We start from the raw sequence: 18,492 nt of genomic DNA, 5'->3' as shown, positions 1-18,492 counted from the left end.
ATTAAATTTGTGTTCAATAGTAGATGTCATAAATAATAAAGATGAACTAAAAATGAACAAAAAAAGTACAAAAAAATTGACCAAAGTCAATTACTTATCTAATTCATCAATTCTTGATTGATGTCTTCCACCCTCAAATTTAGTGTTAATAAATTCATCTACCATAGCTTCTGCATCTTTTAGTTTTACTTGACGACCACCAAAACATAACACATTAGCATTATTATGTAATTTTGCTAATTTTGCATCTTCTTTACTTACAACTCTAGCTGCTCTAATGTGTAAATGACGGTTTAATGCATATGAAATTCCTAATCCAGTTCCACAAACGGCGATCCCAAAATCTGGTTTTCTACTGTCAACATATTCAGCTAATTCTTTTCCTTTTTCAGCATATGATACTGGGTTTTTATCATTATCAGGTCCTAAATCAATTGTGTCATAACCTAGACTTTGAACATATTTTTTAAGACCTTCTTTAAGTTCAAAACCGGCATGATCACTAACAAGTGCAACAATTTTTTTCATATTTTCCCCTTATTTTACCTTTTTAGTACACTTTTTCTAACAGTTTTATTATTATAACATATATTGGTGAGATGAAACAAATAGACCCTAAAGACTGTGCATTAGTCAACTTAGAATATTTTTACAAAAAATTTTTTAGGAAGAAGCTTGATTTAATTAAACTAAAAAACATGGTTCATTATTCACAAAGTGGAATTACTTTAAGCGAACTTGAAAGAGTTGCAAGTTCTGCTAATATTGCTTTTGAAGTGTTTAATTGCAATTTTGATCAACTTAAATCCATAAATAAAGATGAATTACCTCTTTCTATAATTATTAGTGATGGAGAAATTCAGCATATGGTAATTCTTAAAAAAATTAAGAGTAATTTAGTTTACTATTTCGACCCAATTAAAGGTAATGTGAAGGTAAAAGAAAGTGAATTTAAAAATAAATTTTTAGGATTAGTGCTTAATTTTTATCCTATAAAAAATAATGTAAAAAGCAATACTTTAAATAAAAAAGAATTTGTTTACAACATAAATTTAACTTATTTATTTTTTAGAGTTATTTCAACATTAGTGATTTTTATAATTCCATTTTTAAGTAAAGTTTTTATCTCAGAATTTACACAAAACTATGATTTAGTGAATTTAAGTTTAATTTTTTTACTATACAGCTGATTAGTGTTCATCTCATTTTTAATTAAAAGAATTAGTTTCAATTTACTCAATAGAGCAATTCTTGAAAAATTTAAGTTAAAACGTAGTCAAGTTTGAAAGTATTTGTTTTTTAATGACAAAAATATTAAATTTAAATATTCTAGCCAAGAAATAAACGACAAAATTAACTCCTATATAATAATATTAAAATTTGAACAACAATTCTTTGCAGAAATATTTATTAATGTTATTTCTATTTTATTTTTAAGCATATTTTTATTTTTTATAAATAATATACTTCTAATTAGCATTTTAATTTTTGCTTTTGTCTACCTATTTATTTCAATAACTATTTATGTTTATCAATATAAAAATAAAGCTAGTTTTAATGAAATTTTAATTTCTGAAGCAACTTTACAAGATGATCTTGCTAACTTATTGAGAAATAGTTCTACAGATGAATTTAAAAATTTTATGTTAACCAAGGAAAGTCAAAGTATTGATAAACTTATTAAAAGTCAAAATAAAATAAATGATTCAAATAATCATATCTTGGATTTATCGGAATATTTAAATATTGTTTTTCCACTTTTATTAATTTTAATTGGTGTTATTCAATTATGAAATAATAAAGTGAACTTAAATGAATTAATCTTTTTCATAACATGTTCAAATTTCATTTTTAACCCTATAAAAAACACTTGTGCGATTTTAAATGATTATATTGATTATAAAAATAGTTTATTCAAATTTGGTGTCTTTAGCGAAGTTTTAGACAATAACAAGGTAAGTAAAAATTATTTAAATCAGAAAATAAATAGAATTTTATTAAGAGATGTTACTGTTAAATTTATGGGTAAAAACAAACTTAAAATACATAATTTACTAATTGATAAAAATGTAATAATAACTGGTAAAAATGGTTCAGGTAAAAGTTTACTTTGTAAACTAATTTGTAATATTGTTAGTTCAGAAAGTGGTCAAGTTTTAATTAATAATACAAATATCGAACGAATAGATAATATAGCTTCAAAAGTGTATTTACTTACAAATGAGGAATATTTTGCTAATCTAACTGTAAAAGAATATCTATTTAACTTGAAACATTATGAACCAAAAGTGCTAAAAAGATTCAAAAAATATGACTTTAATTCAATATTAAAATTTTATGATTTAGACTACTCTAAATTAATTTTAAATAATGCAACGAATCTTTCGACAGGTCAAAAAAGAATTTTATCAGTAATCAAACTATTTACATTTAACCCATATGTTATAATTTTTGATGAATTTTTTGAGAATATGGATATTAAAATAACTAACTATATTAAAGAAATTATCAAAGAGGAATTTAAAAGTTGTATTTTTATTGAAATAAGTCATAATCAAAATTATTTATTTAATGATTCACAAAGGATAAATATTGAAAAATTGAACCTTATTTAAAATTTATTTTCTAATCACTATTCTTTTAGTTTTATTATTTTTTGGATTTTATTTATTTTTTAATGTTGATATTAAACATTTTCAAAGTTTTTACATAAGTGAGTTTGATTCAAAATACTATATAAATTACACTAAAGATTTAGAAGAAAATATCAATTATTCTGCTTTTCTAGTTCTAAAAAATACCAAAATTGCTGTTGACATAACACTTGTTAAAATTGATGAAAATTCATTCGAAATATTCTTTAATTCTAATTTTGAAAAATTAAACTTAATTAGAAATAATAATTTAATAAAAATTCCGGTCGAAACTATGAAGTTTTATCAGTGAATACTTAAATTCTAATATAATATAAAATATGAAAAAAAGTGATATTGAACTCAGTATTGATAATCAAACTGAATTTAAAATTGAATTTAAAAAAGAATTAATTCAAATAATTTTAAATTTAGCTAAATATTTCAATATTGAAAAACATATTAATGTTGATTTAACTATAGTTAATAATGAAGAAATTCAAAAATTAAACAAAGAATATAGAGGTAAGGATTATGCTACTGATATTCTTTCATTTGATTTTGGAAATGATGGATTATATGATACTTTACCGTTTGTTCATTTAGGTGAATTAGTTGTAAGTTATGAAAAAGTAATTTCTCAAGCAAATGAATTTAATCATAGTGTTAAAAGGGAGTTTTGTTATTTATTTACACATGGATTAGTGCATTTAATGGGGTATGATCATGAAGAAGAAAATGAAAGAATTGAAATGAATAGAATCGTAGATGAAATCTTTAACCCATTAAATATCACAAGAGAGGATTAGAATGAAATTAACTGATTTACAAGAGTTGTTAAAAAAATCTTATTGCCCATATTCTAAATTTGCTGTAGCAGCTATTGCTATTGATGAATTAGGAAATGAATATCCTGGTGTTAATGTTGAGAATGCTGCATATCCTTCTGGTTTATGCGCTGAAAGATCAGCGTTATTTGGTTCAGTAGCTAGAGGAGCTAAAGTTGGTAATTTTAAGGAAATTCACATTATTTCTTATTTAAATGATGATGTTATTAGTCCATGCGCTGGATGCAGACAAGTAATAAGTGAATTTATGAGTGATGATTCGTTAGTGTATCAATATTCTTATGATGGTAAAAAAGTAAGAATAAATAAAGTGTCTGAAATTGTACCATTCGCAGTTCGTTCAGGAGATTTATTTAAATAATTATGGAACCAATGAAAAAAGAAGTTTGTTTTGTTTCCATCGTTGGTCGCCCTAATGTTGGAAAAAGTTCACTAATGAACAAAATACTTTCATATGAATTATCAATTGTTACTGACACTCCTCAAACCACTAGGGATCAAATTACTGGTGTTTTAACTGACGATGAAACTCAAATTGTTTTTGTTGATACTCCTGGTATTCACAAACCTGAAAATAAATTGGGTGAACATTTAAATAAAAATGCATTTGACTCAATTCCTGAAGCAGATGTTATTTTATTTTTAAGCCCAGCTGATGAAAAAATCGGTAAAGGTGATTCAATAATTTTAGAAAATCTTAAAAATGTTAAAAATAAAGTTGCTGTAATTTCTAAAATTGACAAAATTAAAGGTCAACCTGAAAAATTGACTGAAAAAATTGAAGAGTTACAAAAGTACAATTTCTCTGAAATTATTAGCTGCTCAGTTAATGATCAAAGATCTATTGATGGAGTGATTAATACAATTAAAAAATTCGCTTATGAAGATGTTATATATTATGATGAGGATTTTATAACAGATAAAAGCATTCGTTTTATAGCTCAAGAAATTATTCGTGAAGCAGCGATCAATAATCTCTATGAAGAATTACCACATTCAATAGCAGTTGAAATAACTGAATTTAACGAATACACTTCTCCTATTGAAATTGATGCAAATATTTATGTTAAAAAAGATTCTCAAAAAGGTATGGTTATAGGTGCTGGAGCTTCTAAAATTAAACAAATTGGAACAATAGCAAGAGAAAAAATAAAAAATCTTTTAGGTGAACCAGTTGTTTTAAGACTAAAAGTTAAAGTATCTAAAAAATGAGTCGATAATGAAAATGAATTAAAAAGATTTGGGTATTAGCGAATTTAAAACTATATTAATATATAATATAAATCCAATTAGCATATAGAGTATGGTAGCTTGACGGCTGTGACCATTGCCAACCTACGTGAAGCAAGGTGGATAGTTAGGGTAAAAACCAACATGCTTGAGTTAACTCCTGTGCTAATTAAAAGGGAGGATAAATGAAAAAACTTTTTACATCTGAATCTGTTGGAAAAGGTCATCCAGATAAAGTTTGTGACCAAATTTCTGACTCAATTCTTGATGAATACTTAAAATTAGACCCAAATTCAAGGGTGGCTATTGAAACAATGGCTAGCGGAAAAAATGTTATGATTGCTGGTGAAGTTGAATCACAAGCAAAAATTGATGTTGTTGAAATAGCAAAGAATGTATTAAAGAATTTAGGATATTATTCATATGATACTAATTTCTTTACAGATATTAAAAAACAAAGTCCTGACATTGCACAGGGAGTAGTTAAGAAAAATGATAATCTAGGAGCTGGAGACCAAGGTATAATGTTTGGTTTTGCTACAAACGAAACTAAAGATTATATGCCTCTAGCAATTACTTTAGCTCATAAATTAGTTCAAAAAGCCGACGAACTTAGAGTTAATGGTAAATTTAAATGAGCTAAATCTGATATGAAAAGTCAAGTAACTGTTGATTATACAGATTTTGAAAATGTAAAAATTGATACTGTTTTAATGTCAATTCAACATGCTGAAGACTATAATAAAGAGGAATTCAATACATTTATAATTGAAAATATTATTAATGTTGTATTAAGTGAATATGGTTTTGATAAGGCTAATAGAATCTTAATTAATACAACAGGAAAATTTGTAATCGGTGGTCCGATTGGTGATACTGGTTTAACTGGAAGAAAGATTATCGTTGATACTTATGGTGGATATGCACATCACGGTGGTGGTGCTTTCAGTGGTAAAGATGCTACTAAAGTAGATCGTTCAGCTGCTTATGCTGCAAGATGAATTTGCAAAAATCTTGTTGCGGCTGGTGTATGTTCAAAAATTGAAATTCAAATAGCTTATGCAATAGGTAAAGCTAGACCAATTTCAATAGCAATTAATACCTTCAAAACACATAAATATCCAATTAAATTTATTCAAAAGATGGTTGATGATTTATTTGATTTAACTCCAAGAGGAATAATTGAAAAACTTGATCTTAAAAAACCTATTTATGCTAAAACAGCTTGTTTTGGGCATTTCGGAAGAAATGAAGAATCATTTACATGAGAAAAACTAAATATGGTTGAAGAGATCAAAAAATACATTGAGTTGAATTACAACAAAAATTACAGAAAATAAAAATATAAGCCTTAAAGCTTATATTTTTATTATTTTTCAAATTCAATAATAGCTTGATTTAACTTTTCTAAAACTAAATCAACTTGATCTCATGAATCTAAAGTTATGCCAGCAGCGTTATCATGTCCACCACCATTAAATTCACGAGCCACAACATTAACAAGTGGTCCGTTTGAACGCAATCTACCACGAACTTTTCCATCTTCTAACTGAATAAAGAATGCTCAACATCTGTTATCTTCAATGTTAGCTAATTCATTTACATAAATAGCTGCTTCTAAAGAATTCATGTTGAATTTATTCATAATTTCAGTTGTTATTTTGTAATATAATACTCTTTCTTTTTTCTCAAAACCACTTAAAATAGCACCAATAAATTGAATATCTTTTAATGAACGTTTACCCAATTCAGCATGAATTTTTTGTGGATGGAAATTTCCTTCTCTCATTAAAAATGCTACTAATTCATGTGTTCTGGCTGATGTATCAGGATATAAAAATCTTCCTGAGTCAGTATTAATTCCTAAATAAATATGTCCAGCAGCTTTATTAGTAACCTTAAAATTACCATCTTTAGCAATTTGAGCGATCATTTCAGCTGCAGCTACATAATGCTCATCTATTCAGTTATAATCGTATTTGATATCAGCATCATTTGGATGGTGATCGATTCTTAATTTAGCAGTTGTTCTGTTTTCGTATAAAAGTTCAGCACATTCAATTCTGTCACCGCTTGAAGCATCTACGACTACTGCTAAAGAGTTGTTGAAGTCAATTTTGTCAAAATCTGTAAACTCATATTCCATAAAGTCAAAAGTGTGCATACTATTTCCAACTGTATAAACTTTTTTTTCTGGAAAATTAGTTCTAATTAATTCAGCTAATCCAGCTTGGCTTCCTAAACAGTCACCATCAGGTCTGATGTGGTGAAAAATTATAATTGAATCATATTTTTTAATTGCGTCAATCGCAACTTTAGAATTTCCTATAATCATTTTTATCTCCTATATTATTTTAATTTGTTGATTTAAGTTTAGAACAGGAATGCTCCAATACCTTTTAAAGCCATACCAATAATACCTAGTATTCCTAATACAACTAAAACACACACTGTTATTGCAATAATCGCAAAAGTCAATTTAAGAATAAATTTTAGTACTAATACCACCAATAACAATATAAATATAAAACCTAAAATTGATAATATCAAACTTCCTCCATTAACTTAATTAATTATACTTTTAATTTAAAAATAATTGTAATATAATCATAATATAAATGAATGAAATTATTATTAAAAAGTCCACATTTTATTCTAAAGCATATAAAATTAAATCCAAAAAAGAGGCTTCTGAAATTGTTAAACAAATAAAATTAGAATATAAAAAAGCTAGACATGTCTGCAGTGCATATCTTTTTATTAATGAAAATAACGTTGAAGAAGCAGGGTATGATGACGATGGTGAACCAAAACACACAGCGGGACGTCCGATTTTAGATTTAATCAGACTAAAAAATGTTGAAAATGTATTGGTGGTTGTTATTCGTTATTTTGGTGGAATTAAACTCGGCGCTGGTGGTTTAATTAGAGCTTATCGACAAGCTTCGCAATATGCTATAGATGAATACTTAAACGAGAAGGAAAAATAAAATGAAAAAATTAAATTTTACAGATAAATTTAACTCAGAAAATTTATTAGTTAGTGCGGTTTTTGAACAAAATGCACCTAAATTTGTTAAAAAAGAAAATGGAAGTTTTCTTATTGATAAATCAACTAATAAAGCATATTTATATTTTGAAGAGAAAAAATATAACTACTTTGAACTCAAAAAGCAAATTTCTAAAATTTTTGCTGTAGATTCAAATATTGATATTGATCTAAAAAGTTTTGTTAAAAATCACTTAAGTGAACAAAACTTAATTAGATTATTGATTTCAGATTTTAATTTTAATGAAGCAAAATTATTCAAAAGAAATAAAAAATCTGAAAAAGTTGAAGAAGAAAAGGAATTTACCATTAATGTTGTTGTAGAAAATTTTAGTCAATACAAAGAATTGATAAATGAAGTTACTGTTATCTCACAAGCGGTTAATGACTGTAGAAATCTTCAAATTATGCCTGAAAACTTCTTGAATTCTGAAGTTTTAGCAGAAAAAATTGCTGATGATTTTCAAAATATTGAAAATCTTAAAGTTAGAGTACTAACCAAAGCTCAAATTAGAGAATTAAATATGGGCTTATTACTTTCGGTAAATAAAGGAAGTACTCATGAACCTAGAGTTGTTGTTGTTGAATACAAAAACAACCCTGAATCTAAAGAACACAATGTTTATGTAGGAAAAGGAATTACTTTTGATACCGGAGGAGTAAACACTAAAGGATATCACATGGGTGGTATGAAATTTGATATGTCTGGTTCAGTAATTGTTGCATATGCAGTTAAAGCTATGGCTCAATTAAAACTAAAAGTTAATGCTTCAGCAGTTATGATGATAACAGACAATAGATTAGCTAATGATGCTTCACTTCCTGAAAACATTTATGAATCAATGAGTGGAAAATGAGTTGAAGTTACAGACACAGATGCCGAAGGACGTTTAGTTCTTGCTGATGGTCTTTATTATGGTGCAAGTGAACTTAAAGCAACACAATTAGTTGATGTTGCAACATTAACAGGTTCACTTAGTTATGCGCTTGGCTCAGTTTACACAGGAATTTGATCAACAGATGACAAAAAATGAGAATTATTCAATCAAGCGGCAAATGTTAGCTATGAAAAAGTTTGAAGAATGCCACTTCATGAAGATTTCCACAAATCAAATAAAGAATCAAAAGTTGCCGATTTAAACAACTACTCTTCAAGTTCCAAATCTGACTCAAATAGTGCAGCAATGTTCTTAAAAGAATTTACTAATGATGTTCCATATATTCACTGTGATGTTGCTTTCACAGCTGATATTAAGGGTGAACCTCAAGGTGTTTTAATTCCTACATTAGTAGAATTTGCAAAATTAAATAATTAGGAGAGATTTAGGAGAGATATGTTAATAGGAAATGAAAAAGTTGCTACAGAATTATTAGAAAAATATGACTCAATCGTTATTTTTCATCATATTAGACCTGATGGCGACTGTTTAGGAAGTCAATTTGGTCTTAAAGAGCTTTTGAAAACCAATTACCCAAATAAGAAAATTTATGCAATTGGTGATACTAGGGGAAATTTTGCATTTCTTAATTTAGTGCACGATAAAATTCCTTCGGATGAAATACTTGCTAAATCACTAGGTGTTATAGTTGATGCGAATTTTAAAGAAAGAATTGAATGTAGAGAGGTTTTAGACAAAAATATTTTTGCTGAAACACTTAGAATTGATCACCACCCTAATGAAGATGATCTTGATAAAAATTCTAAATGAGTTGATTCTAGTTATATTGCCGCTGATGAAATGATTGCTCAATTAGCTTTTGTAAATAATTGAAAAATCACAAAAAGAGCAGCAAACTTATTATATTTAGGAATTAATACTGACTCAGGAAGATTCTTGTATGATAAAACTAGCGCAAGAACTTTTAGACTTGTTGCAATGTTATATGATAATGGACTTGAAAGTGATTTTATTCACTCGAATCTCTCAAAAACTTCATTAAATGAAATACAATTTAACTCTTGATTAGTTTCAACACTTAAAGTAAATGGTCAAGTAGCTTATATTAAAAACTCTCTTGAAGAAACTTTATCATTTAATAAAACTCCTCAATCTTCAATTAGAGTTAATGCAATCGGAAATATTGAAGGTTATCCTATTTGAGTGCAATTCACCGAAGAAGAAGATCGCAAAATTAGAGTTGAACTTAGATCAAATGGACCACTCGTTAATGTCGTTGCTCGTAAGTGAAATGGCGGTGGACATGATCGAGCTTCAGGATGTATTTTAGAAAGTTTTGACCAAATTGATGCGCTTATTGCTGATTGTAATGCTGAAGTGCTTAGATATCAAAATGAAAATAAATAGAAATTACGTAAGTTCATCTTACGTTTTTATTTTTCATATTATTTCCACAATCTTAATTAAATTAAATGCTTAAAACTATAATTTATGAAATAGAAATTTTTAATAATATAAAATTTAGATATGAAAAATGAAATTAAAATTAGAAAGAAAATTCAACGTAAGATTTGACTTCAATTAAATCCGTAAAAAAGAACAGTCATACAACAATTGTTGCATGACTGTTTTATATTCTTGGTCCTTTTAGTAAAATTATAGTGCAAAAAAATAAGAAAGGAACCAATATGATTATAGCAAATATTAAAAATTCTCTTGAAAAAGTTGTGTGTATTAAAACTAAAGAAAAACATTTACCAAACAATCACTATTTAATCAAAAATTCTGAAGAAGAAATCAGAATTCTTCATTCAAAAGTTATAAATAACAGATTACTCAAAGCGAATCAAATGAACATTCTTCATTTAAATGAATGCCTAAGATTATTCAAAGAAGGAAAGAATTTTTCTAAAGTTTCAGAAGTGATTGGATTTCAAACACACACCATTAAAAAGTTATTGAAAATTTCAACAACAAATCAAGGTGATTTTGTCAAAAAATATAAAAAAGTTTGTCGCAACTGTGATCAATATATTAATTATGTAAACTATATTGATTTCCAATTAATTGCCGAACATCTTATGCTTTATAAGTCCAAAAGAACAAGACTTCATTCAAAGACTATTAAAAATAAATGAAGAGATTTTATTAGATTTTGAAAATCTGAAGTTAGTTATTATAGGAAAAATAGATTCAATAAAGATTTTACAAAAAGAGCAATCAAAGTTTCAGCTAAAGCTCTTGTTAATAAATTTAAGAAGATGTTTCCTAACAGTTTCTGCCCTACTCCTAGCACTGTATACAAGTGCTTAAAGTCAAATGAGTTTAATTTATCTATAGATATTTTGCTCTTTCTTTCTGTAGGAAAATATCACAAGAAAACTAGAAAAGTTCAAAAAAGTTCTCTTAAAAATGCTGTTAGTATTCATCAAAGGCCTGATGAGGCCAACCATAGATTAAAGGAAGGTCATTTTGAACTTGATACTGTGATTGGACAAAGCAAGGATAAGAATTGTTTGGTAACTTTATTAGATAGAAAAACTAGAAAACTTTATGTAATATTATCACGCAAAACTTCTGAGGCAGTGAAAGATGCTTTACTTGAAATGATTAAAGTTAATTCCATAAAAATAACAACATTAACGGTTGATAACGGCTCCGAGAACGTGCGCTTGCACGAAGTTATTTCTAATAACAATTTGTTTAAATGTGATGCATATTGTTCATACCAAAAAGGTTCAATAGAAAATATCCACAGACACATTAGAAGATTTATTCCTAAGGGTGTGTCTATGGATAAATTCACAAATAAACAAATTTATGTGATGAGCAAAAGAATTAATGAATATTTAACACTTATCAATCAATAATTTTACTAAAAATTTTAAAATCGGTCATGACCGATTCTTTTGGTGTGCTTTTTTATATAAAAAAGCATTATAATTATATAAATCGTAGCACTAACGTACTTCAAGGACTTTGATTAAAATGCATTGTTAAATGACTTTTCTATTTCATACTTCAATTAAATCTAGGTTGATTAATAACTTTATCAGTTATTTTTGGTATATTGATACTCACAAGTATTATCGGTTCAATGATATCTTTTTCATATAAAGATTTTAATGAAAAAGAAAGTTTAGAAATACCATTTTTATACTATGTTGGAGATGCTATATCTAAATGGTTACAAAATGGACCGATCGAAAGCCTAAGTACTGCTATAACAAGTAATGGATTGTTCTTTATATTACCTTTAGCGTTATTTTTCGTTAATTTAGAATACAAAATAAGAAATACCTATATCAAAAAGACTTTGTTAATTACTACATATGAAAAAAATATTAAATTTATACCACTAATCTCATCTTTAATATTTTTATCTTATGCTATATTGACTTTTATCATCATAGATTTAATAGGTATAGCAGCAATAAGCGCAAATACAAAATATAGTTTAACCAGTGATTTTTTCAAAAATGAGCTATTAGGACTAACTAAATTCTTGATGTATTATACTTTTATAACAGGAATTACATATATAGTTGTAGATTTATTTAGATATAAAATGGATAAAAAATTTGTACAAAAAGCAACTAACACAATTTTGATACCTGTTTTACTATTTGAAATTTTATTACCTATTATTAGTTTATTTTTCCTTTCTGCTTTATTATCACATACTTATGTAGAAGCACCACTTATTGGATATGTCAGAAAAACTATAATAAATTATGAATTTGCTACTGTATTAGCAGTCTTTGAATCTATATTCTATGTTTTAATTAATCCATTTAAACTTGATCTTGTGGTGTTTGCGGGACTAATTAGTGATGCAGCTGATAAGAATGGATTTAACTTTATTACACCAGAACAAGCTGATATTATCTTATGAGTTTTTAGAAGTATTTATACAGTTGGAATGTTAAGTTATTTAGGATATCGTTATTTCTGAAAGAGTGGAAAATATGAGTAAAACAATTATTGAAATTAAAGATTTACATAAGGAATTTAAAAATTCATTAGTTAAAAAAGATAAAACCGAAGTTTTAAAAGGAATTAACTTAAATATCAAAGAACAACAAAGAATAGCATTAGTTGGTAAAAACGGTTCAGGTAAAACAACTTTAGCTAAAATCATTGCTGGTTATTCTGAACTAACTAGTGGTGAAATAATTTATAACTATGATTATCTTATTTCACCAAAAGAAAGTATTGCACTTCAATTTCAAAATGAAATAGAATTAAAAAAACCAACTGTTAAAGATTTATATAAACTTTTAATCACTAATTTTAAAGAAATTTTGGATATGGAATTCATCAAAAAACTTTATGAAATTCTTCAAATAGATAACTATCTAAAAATGAGATACGACCGACTCAGTGGTGGGCAAAGAAAAAAAGTTGATTTATTCTTTGTTTTATATTCAAAACCAAAGTTACTTATCCTTGATGAATTTACTGCAGGTCTTGACGCTGATACCAAAATTAAAGTTAGAGATATTATTGAAAGTTATATCAATAAATACAACGGAACAATGCTTTTGATAAGCCATGATTCAAACGAAATTAGAAAATTAACTAATGAGATTTATGTTTTAAAAGATGGTGTTATAAGTGATCATATTACTAATATTCAAGAAAAATTTGTTAATGACGATGATCTTGAACTATTTATTAGAGATATAACTGAAAGTATTAAAAATATTGAATTGTAGAATTAACATCTTCGGATGTTTTTTCTTTGTATTTAACAGTCATATCTCTTATTTAAATTTATCTATTTTAAATAAAATAATAAAATATTAAATGTAATATGTATAACCTAGCCAATGAATTACGTCCTAAGACTCTCAGAGAAATTATAGGACAAGAAAATGCAGTTCATTTACTTAAAGAAGTAGCTAAAAATAAGTTAGCTACTAGTTTTATTTTCTTTGGAGAAAGCGGGACAGGAAAAACTAGTTCTGCAGTTGCTTTGGCTAATGACATGGGTCTTAAATACAGTTACTTTAATTCAACAATCGAATCTAAAAATGATTTATTAAATAAAATTGAAACTAGTGATATTTTGATTATTGACGAAATTCATAGATTAAATAAGGATAAACAAGATATTCTGCTTTCTTATCTAGAGTTTGACAAAATCATTGTCTATGCAACCACAACCGAAAATCCTTATTTTAGAGTGAATCCAGCTTTAAGAAGTAGAATGCAAATAGTTCAATTTGAAAAAATAAGTGAAGATACAATTGCTAAAGCGCTCGAAAAAGTTGTTAAAACCCATTTTCCTGACTTAGAAATAGGTTATGAAGAATTGCTGGATTTAAGCCGCAGTGGAGCCGGAGATTATCGTAGTGCATTAAATAATTTACAAATGTTAGCTATGATAAATGATAAAAAAACTAAAGTTGATAAAGAACTGATTAAAAAAGTTATCCCAAATATAAGTTTTTATAGTGACATGGAATCTAGTGCACATTACAATAATTTAAGTGCTTTTCATAAATCTTTAAGAGGCAGTGACCCAGATGCAGCTTTATATTATGGAGCATTGATTCTTAAAAGCGGTGATTTCCAAGGACTTTTTAGAAGAATGCTTTGTGTGGCTTATGAAGATATAGGTTTAGCTAATCCAAATATAACTGTTAGAGTAAATTTAGCTTTTGAGGCTGTTGAAAAACTAGGTTTTCCTGAAGCTAATTTACCAATAGGTTTTGCCATAGTTGATCTAGCATTAAGTCCTAAAAGTAATTCAACTTACAAAGCTTTTAGTAACGCAAGAAATTTAGTTGACCAAGGAAAAATTTATCCTATTCCAAATTATTTACGTGATTCACATTATAAATCAGCGTCAAAATTAGGTGATGGAATTGGATATAAATATCCACATGATTTTCCAAATAATCACGTAAAACAAAATTATTTACCAAAACAGCTACTTAATACTAAAATTTTTGAATTCGGAACTAATTCAAACGAACAAAAGATTAAACAATACTGAGAACAAATTAAAAAATTTAATAGTCAGGAGTAATAATGCAATTAAAGTTAGAAGATATTAATACTTTAGAAGATTTAAAAGTTTACAAAAATAAAGTTTATTCTGAAGGTGGAGAAATTTTTGAACTTCAAAACCAAATAAAAACTTGTGAACCTTCAATGAAAAAAGAAATTGGAATGAAATTAAGCAAACTAAGAAATGAATATGAAGAGTTTTTTAAATTAGCTGAAGAAAGAGTTAAAGAAATTTCAATTAGTAAAAAAATTCAAAGTGAATTTATTGATGTAACTAAACCAACTCATAAGGTAGGTTCACTTCATCCAATTACTATTGTTGAAAATAGATTGAAAGAGTGATTTAATCAACATGGTTATTTCCAAAGCGAAGCTGGCGAAATAGTAAGTGATCTATATAACTTTGAAAGATTAAATATTCCTCAAGATCACCCAGCTAGAGCAATGCATGATTCACTTTACATTAATTCAACTACTTTACTTAGAACTCACAATACAGGTATTACAGCAGTAGAATTAGAAAGATTTGCTAATAAAGAGTTTTCAACTTACGCTATAGGAAAAGTGTATAGAAATGATGAAGATGATGCAACTCACTCACACCAATTTACTCAAGTAGATTTTGTTAGTGTTGGAAAAGTAAGTTTTCCTAATTTAATTTGAACCTTAAAATCACTTTTAAGTTATGTTTTTGAAGAGGAACTTGAAATTAGATTAAGACCAAGTTATTTTCCATTCACTGAACCTTCAGTTGAAGTCGACATCTTCTACAAAAATAGATGAATCGAAGTTCTTGGAGCTGGTATGTTGCACCCCAATGTTTTAAGTGCTGCTGGTTATACTGATAAAAACTTAAATGGTTTTGCTGCTGGTGTTGGTATTGAAAGAATCACAATGATTAAATATGGTATTTCAGACATAAGAGATTTATATAAAAATGATTTAAGAATTTTGGAGCAATTCAATAATGAAAGATAGTTGATTAAAAATTTTACAGTCTGAAGGTAAAAAAGAATATTTCCAAAAAATTATTACAAAACTTTCTGAAGCAGAAAAAATCTCTGAAATTTTTCCTGAGCAAACTAAAATGTTTCGTGCTTTTGAATTTTTTCAGGTTAATGAAACTAAAGTAGTGATTTTGGGTCAAGACCCTTATCCTACCAAAGGTTTTGCAGATGGTTTAGCTTTTAGTTCAATGAATGAAAGGCAAAGACCAAAAACTTTACAAAACATTTTTATTGAACTTCAAAAAGATTATCCATCAGTTTCACTTAAATCAAATTCGTTAGAAAATTGAGCTAAGCAGGGCGTTTTATTGTTAAATACTCAACTTACTGTTAGTCAATCTCAAGCTAATTCTCACAAAAGTTTTGGCTGAGAATTGTTTATAGTTGAAGTTTTAAAAGAAGTTGAAAAAGAAAATAAAAATGTAATTTATGTTGCTTTAGGTAATCAAGCATATGAAACATACTTAAAGGCAAATATTAAAATTGAGAAAATAATTCGTTTATCTCATCCAAGTCCTCTTTCATACAACAAAAGTTTTAAAGATGGACATCTTTTTCTTAAAATAAACCAAAAATTAAAAGAATTAAATCAATCAGAAATTGATTTTAGCACTAAATAAAGGAGTAATATGTTAATATCGTTAAATAAGCTTAAAGAATTACTACCAGAGATTAATTTAGATACATCAATTACTAAAGTGATTAACAGTTTAGGGTTTGAAGTTGAAAGTATTGAAAAATTTGCAGATGTTGAAGGATTAAAATTCGGTATTATCAAGGATTTATACATCAATCCAAATGATAAACGTTTAACTGTTACAACTGTTGAACATAATCAAGGAACAAGTATTATTCAAACAACAGATACAATTTTAAAAGTTGGTGATTTGGTTGTGTTTTTCCCTGTGGGTTCACGCAAAAATGACTTTATTTTTTCTGAAAGAGAGATTAAAGGTATTAAATCAGAAGGTATGTTTGCTGCGTTAAGTGAGTTAAATTATAAACATGAATTAGTTGACAAAAATGGTGATCATGTTTTAGTTTTACCTAAAGATTTTGCATCATTAAATGATGATCCAATTAAAAAACTTGGTTTAGATGACTATATTATTGACATTAGTACAACTGCAAATAGAAATGATGCTAATTCTTATTTCACCTTAGCAAATGAAATAAGTGCTTACTATAATAAGGAATTTAATTTTAATTTTACAGAAGTAAAAAATTCATTTGAATCAAACTTAAAGGTAGAAAAAAAACTTGCTAATGAACTAATGTTCTTTGAAGTAAAAAATACAAATAAAATTGATACAGATTTACAAACAAGATTATTTTTAGCTAAACATGATATTGATGCTAATTTAGGTTTCTTTGTTAATTTAACTAATCTAACTCTTTTATATACTGGTGCTACTTGTCATGTTTATGATAGTGATAAAATCGGAAATAAAATTTCTTGTGATTTATTTACAGGTAAAACTAATATATTAGGAAACAAAGAAGTTGAAGTTAAAAATGCTTTAGCTATTTATGATGAAAACGGTGAAATTTCATTAGCATCTGTTATGGGACTAGAAAAATCAAAAGTTACTGATCAAACAGTTAATTTTGCTTTTGAAATTGGAGTGTTCAATCCTTCTCAAGTAAGACATAGCGCTAAAGAAATTAAAATGCAATCAAATTCTTCAAATCAAGCTTCTAGAGTAATTAGCCCGGAAATTTCAGTAAGAGCATTAAACTTTTTAAGAACAAACTTAGCACAATTTAATATGTCAAATGTTGTAAATTGTCCAGAAAATTTAACTAAAAAAGAAATTAAAATGAACTATGAAAAACTAGCGCTTTATGCTGGTGTTACATTAAATGAAGTAAAATCAAAATTTAGCGAAACTTTAATTAAACTTTCTAAATTAGGTTTTGAATTCACAGATGAAACCGTTAAAGTTCCTAATTATCGTTATGATATTGAATTTTTTGAAGATATTATTGAAGAGATCTTTAGATTTTATTCATACAATAACTTTGAACCGGTTCAACCTAATATAAAACCATTATTAACTAAAACTAGAGATAGTCTTAAAGAATTAATTCAATCAAATGGATATCAAGAAGTTAGAACTTTTTCATTAATTTCAAAAATTAAAAACCAATTAAATCCATTTAATTTTGATAATACTGTTTCATTACTTACTTTTGTTTCAAAAGAAAGAGAACAAATTAGAAATAGCATTATTCCTTCACTTCAAGAAGTAGTTGAACATAATCAAAAAAGAAAAATTGAATTACTAAACATCTTTGAAATCGGTATGATAAACTACAATCAATTTGTTTGTGGTATTGCTTCAACAATTAAAAATTATTTTGAAATTAAACAAGATATCTTAAATATATTCAAGTTCAATAATGTCGAATTCAAACCATTTAAAGACAATTCTATGATTCATCCAAATGTTTCAGCTAAAATTTATGTTGAAAACAAATTAGTTGGTTGAATTGGAAAAATTCACCCTAAATCTGATAATACTGATGCATTTTATGCAGAAATTTTACTTGAAAAAAATACACAAAAAGTTAAATTTAGTGATATAAATTACGAACCACTAAAAACAATTGACTTGACTTTCATATTAAATAAAGATGAATATATTTCACAAAAAATTAATGAAATTAAAAATGTTACTAATGTTTTTGATATTGTTCAAATTGATGAATATCACAAAGAAAATACAAAAAATGTTACTTTAAGAATTTATGGAACTGAACAAGAAATTGAATTAATTAATAATAAATATAATAAATAGGAGACTA

General features: G+C 26.6%; 18 protein-coding genes. 16 read left to right on the top strand and 2 right to left on the bottom strand.

Annotated features, from left to right (window positions below):
• Window positions 1-90: 90 nt before the first annotated feature.
• Window positions 91-528: an RpiB/LacA/LacB family sugar-phosphate isomerase gene (locus tag FOY43_RS01080; protein WP_146308729.1), complete on the bottom strand. Its 438-nt coding sequence runs from the start codon at window positions 526-528 to the stop codon at window positions 91-93.
• Window positions 529-599: 71 nt separating this feature from the next.
• On the opposite strand from FOY43_RS01080, the gene FOY43_RS01075 reads away from it, so the two are divergent.
• From FOY43_RS01075 to metK, 6 genes are all read left to right on the top strand, one after another.
• Window positions 600-2,615, top strand: coding sequence for an Mbov_0121 family peptidase domain-containing ABC transporter (locus FOY43_RS01075; RefSeq protein WP_146308728.1), 2,016 nt, complete (start codon window positions 600-602; stop codon window positions 2,613-2,615).
• Window positions 2,593-2,961 (top strand): hypothetical protein, encoded by a 369-nt coding sequence (locus FOY43_RS01070; protein ID WP_146308727.1) that lies wholly within the window; start codon window positions 2,593-2,595, stop codon window positions 2,959-2,961. Before FOY43_RS01075 ends, FOY43_RS01070 begins: the two co-directional genes overlap by 23 nt.
• A gap of 13 nt (window positions 2,962-2,974) precedes the next feature.
• Window positions 2,975-3,442, top strand: a complete 468-nt coding sequence (gene ybeY, locus FOY43_RS01065) for an rRNA maturation RNase YbeY (protein WP_146308726.1) — start codon at window positions 2,975-2,977, stop codon at window positions 3,440-3,442.
• Window position 3,443: 1 nt separating this feature from the next.
• Complete coding sequence (gene cdd / locus FOY43_RS01060; RefSeq protein WP_146308725.1) at window positions 3,444-3,842, top strand: cytidine deaminase; 399 nt, start codon at window positions 3,444-3,446, stop codon at window positions 3,840-3,842.
• 11 nt (window positions 3,843-3,853) lie between these two features.
• Entirely contained in the window at window positions 3,854-4,732 is an 879-nt protein-coding gene (era, locus tag FOY43_RS01055) for a GTPase Era (RefSeq protein ID WP_328592696.1), read from the top strand.
• A gap of 164 nt (window positions 4,733-4,896) precedes the next feature.
• A complete protein-coding gene (gene metK, locus FOY43_RS01050) occupies window positions 4,897-6,051 on the top strand; it encodes a methionine adenosyltransferase (RefSeq protein ID WP_146308723.1) in 1,155 nt (384 codons plus the stop codon).
• A gap of 29 nt (window positions 6,052-6,080) precedes the next feature.
• On the opposite strand, the gene FOY43_RS01045 is transcribed toward metK, so the two are convergent.
• Complete coding sequence (locus tag FOY43_RS01045) at window positions 6,081-7,046, bottom strand: DHH family phosphoesterase (protein ID WP_146308722.1); 966 nt, start codon at window positions 7,044-7,046, stop codon at window positions 6,081-6,083.
• Between the two features lie 283 nt (window positions 7,047-7,329).
• On the opposite strand from FOY43_RS01045, the gene FOY43_RS01040 reads away from it, so the two are divergent.
• The 10 genes from FOY43_RS01040 to FOY43_RS00995 all read left to right on the top strand — a co-directional run bounded on the left by FOY43_RS01040 (window position 7,330) and on the right by FOY43_RS00995 (window position 18,485).
• Entirely contained in the window at window positions 7,330-7,701 is a 372-nt protein-coding gene (locus tag FOY43_RS01040) for an IMPACT family protein (protein WP_146308721.1), read from the top strand.
• A 1-nt stretch (window position 7,702) separates the two neighbouring features.
• Window positions 7,703-9,076 carry a M17 family metallopeptidase gene (locus FOY43_RS01035; protein WP_146308720.1) on the top strand — a complete coding sequence of 458 codons (1,374 nt, stop codon included), beginning with the start codon at window positions 7,703-7,705 and terminating at the stop codon, window positions 9,074-9,076.
• 18 nt (window positions 9,077-9,094) lie between these two features.
• Complete coding sequence (locus FOY43_RS01030) at window positions 9,095-10,066, top strand: DHH family phosphoesterase (RefSeq protein WP_146308719.1); 972 nt, start codon at window positions 9,095-9,097, stop codon at window positions 10,064-10,066.
• Window positions 10,067-10,320: 254 nt separating this feature from the next.
• The gene (locus tag FOY43_RS01025) at window positions 10,321-11,529 is read left to right on the top strand and encodes an IS30 family transposase (RefSeq protein ID WP_146308596.1); all 1,209 of its coding nucleotides are present in this window, start codon (window positions 10,321-10,323) and stop codon (window positions 11,527-11,529) included.
• A 26-nt stretch (window positions 11,530-11,555) separates the two neighbouring features.
• Window positions 11,556-12,635 carry a hypothetical protein gene (locus FOY43_RS01020; RefSeq protein WP_146308718.1) on the top strand — a complete coding sequence of 360 codons (1,080 nt, stop codon included), beginning with the start codon at window positions 11,556-11,558 and terminating at the stop codon, window positions 12,633-12,635.
• Window positions 12,628-13,377 carry an ABC transporter ATP-binding protein gene (locus FOY43_RS01015; protein WP_146308717.1) on the top strand — a complete coding sequence of 250 codons (750 nt, stop codon included), beginning with the start codon at window positions 12,628-12,630 and terminating at the stop codon, window positions 13,375-13,377. The genes FOY43_RS01020 and FOY43_RS01015 overlap by 8 nt, the downstream gene beginning before the upstream one ends.
• Before the next feature lie 98 nt (window positions 13,378-13,475).
• Complete coding sequence (locus FOY43_RS01010) at window positions 13,476-14,696, top strand: replication-associated recombination protein A (RefSeq protein ID WP_146308716.1); 1,221 nt, start codon at window positions 13,476-13,478, stop codon at window positions 14,694-14,696.
• A 2-nt stretch (window positions 14,697-14,698) separates the two neighbouring features.
• Window positions 14,699-15,655: a phenylalanine--tRNA ligase subunit alpha gene (pheS, locus tag FOY43_RS01005; RefSeq protein WP_146308715.1), complete on the top strand. Its 957-nt coding sequence runs from the start codon at window positions 14,699-14,701 to the stop codon at window positions 15,653-15,655.
• Window positions 15,645-16,304, top strand: a complete 660-nt coding sequence (locus FOY43_RS01000) for a uracil-DNA glycosylase (RefSeq protein WP_146308714.1) — start codon at window positions 15,645-15,647, stop codon at window positions 16,302-16,304. The genes pheS and FOY43_RS01000 overlap by 11 nt, the downstream gene beginning before the upstream one ends.
• Before the next feature lie 9 nt (window positions 16,305-16,313).
• Window positions 16,314-18,485: a phenylalanine--tRNA ligase subunit beta gene (locus FOY43_RS00995; protein ID WP_146308713.1), complete on the top strand. Its 2,172-nt coding sequence runs from the start codon at window positions 16,314-16,316 to the stop codon at window positions 18,483-18,485.
• The last annotated feature ends 7 nt before the right edge of the window (window positions 18,486-18,492 follow it).

Origin of the sequence: Mycoplasma anserisalpingitidis (genome assembly GCF_007858495.1) — a bacterium.
Lineage (GTDB): Bacteria > Bacillota_I > Bacilli_A > Mycoplasmatales > Metamycoplasmataceae > Mycoplasmopsis > Mycoplasmopsis anserisalpingitidis_A.
This window is presented reverse-complemented; position numbering and strand designations above follow the sequence as displayed.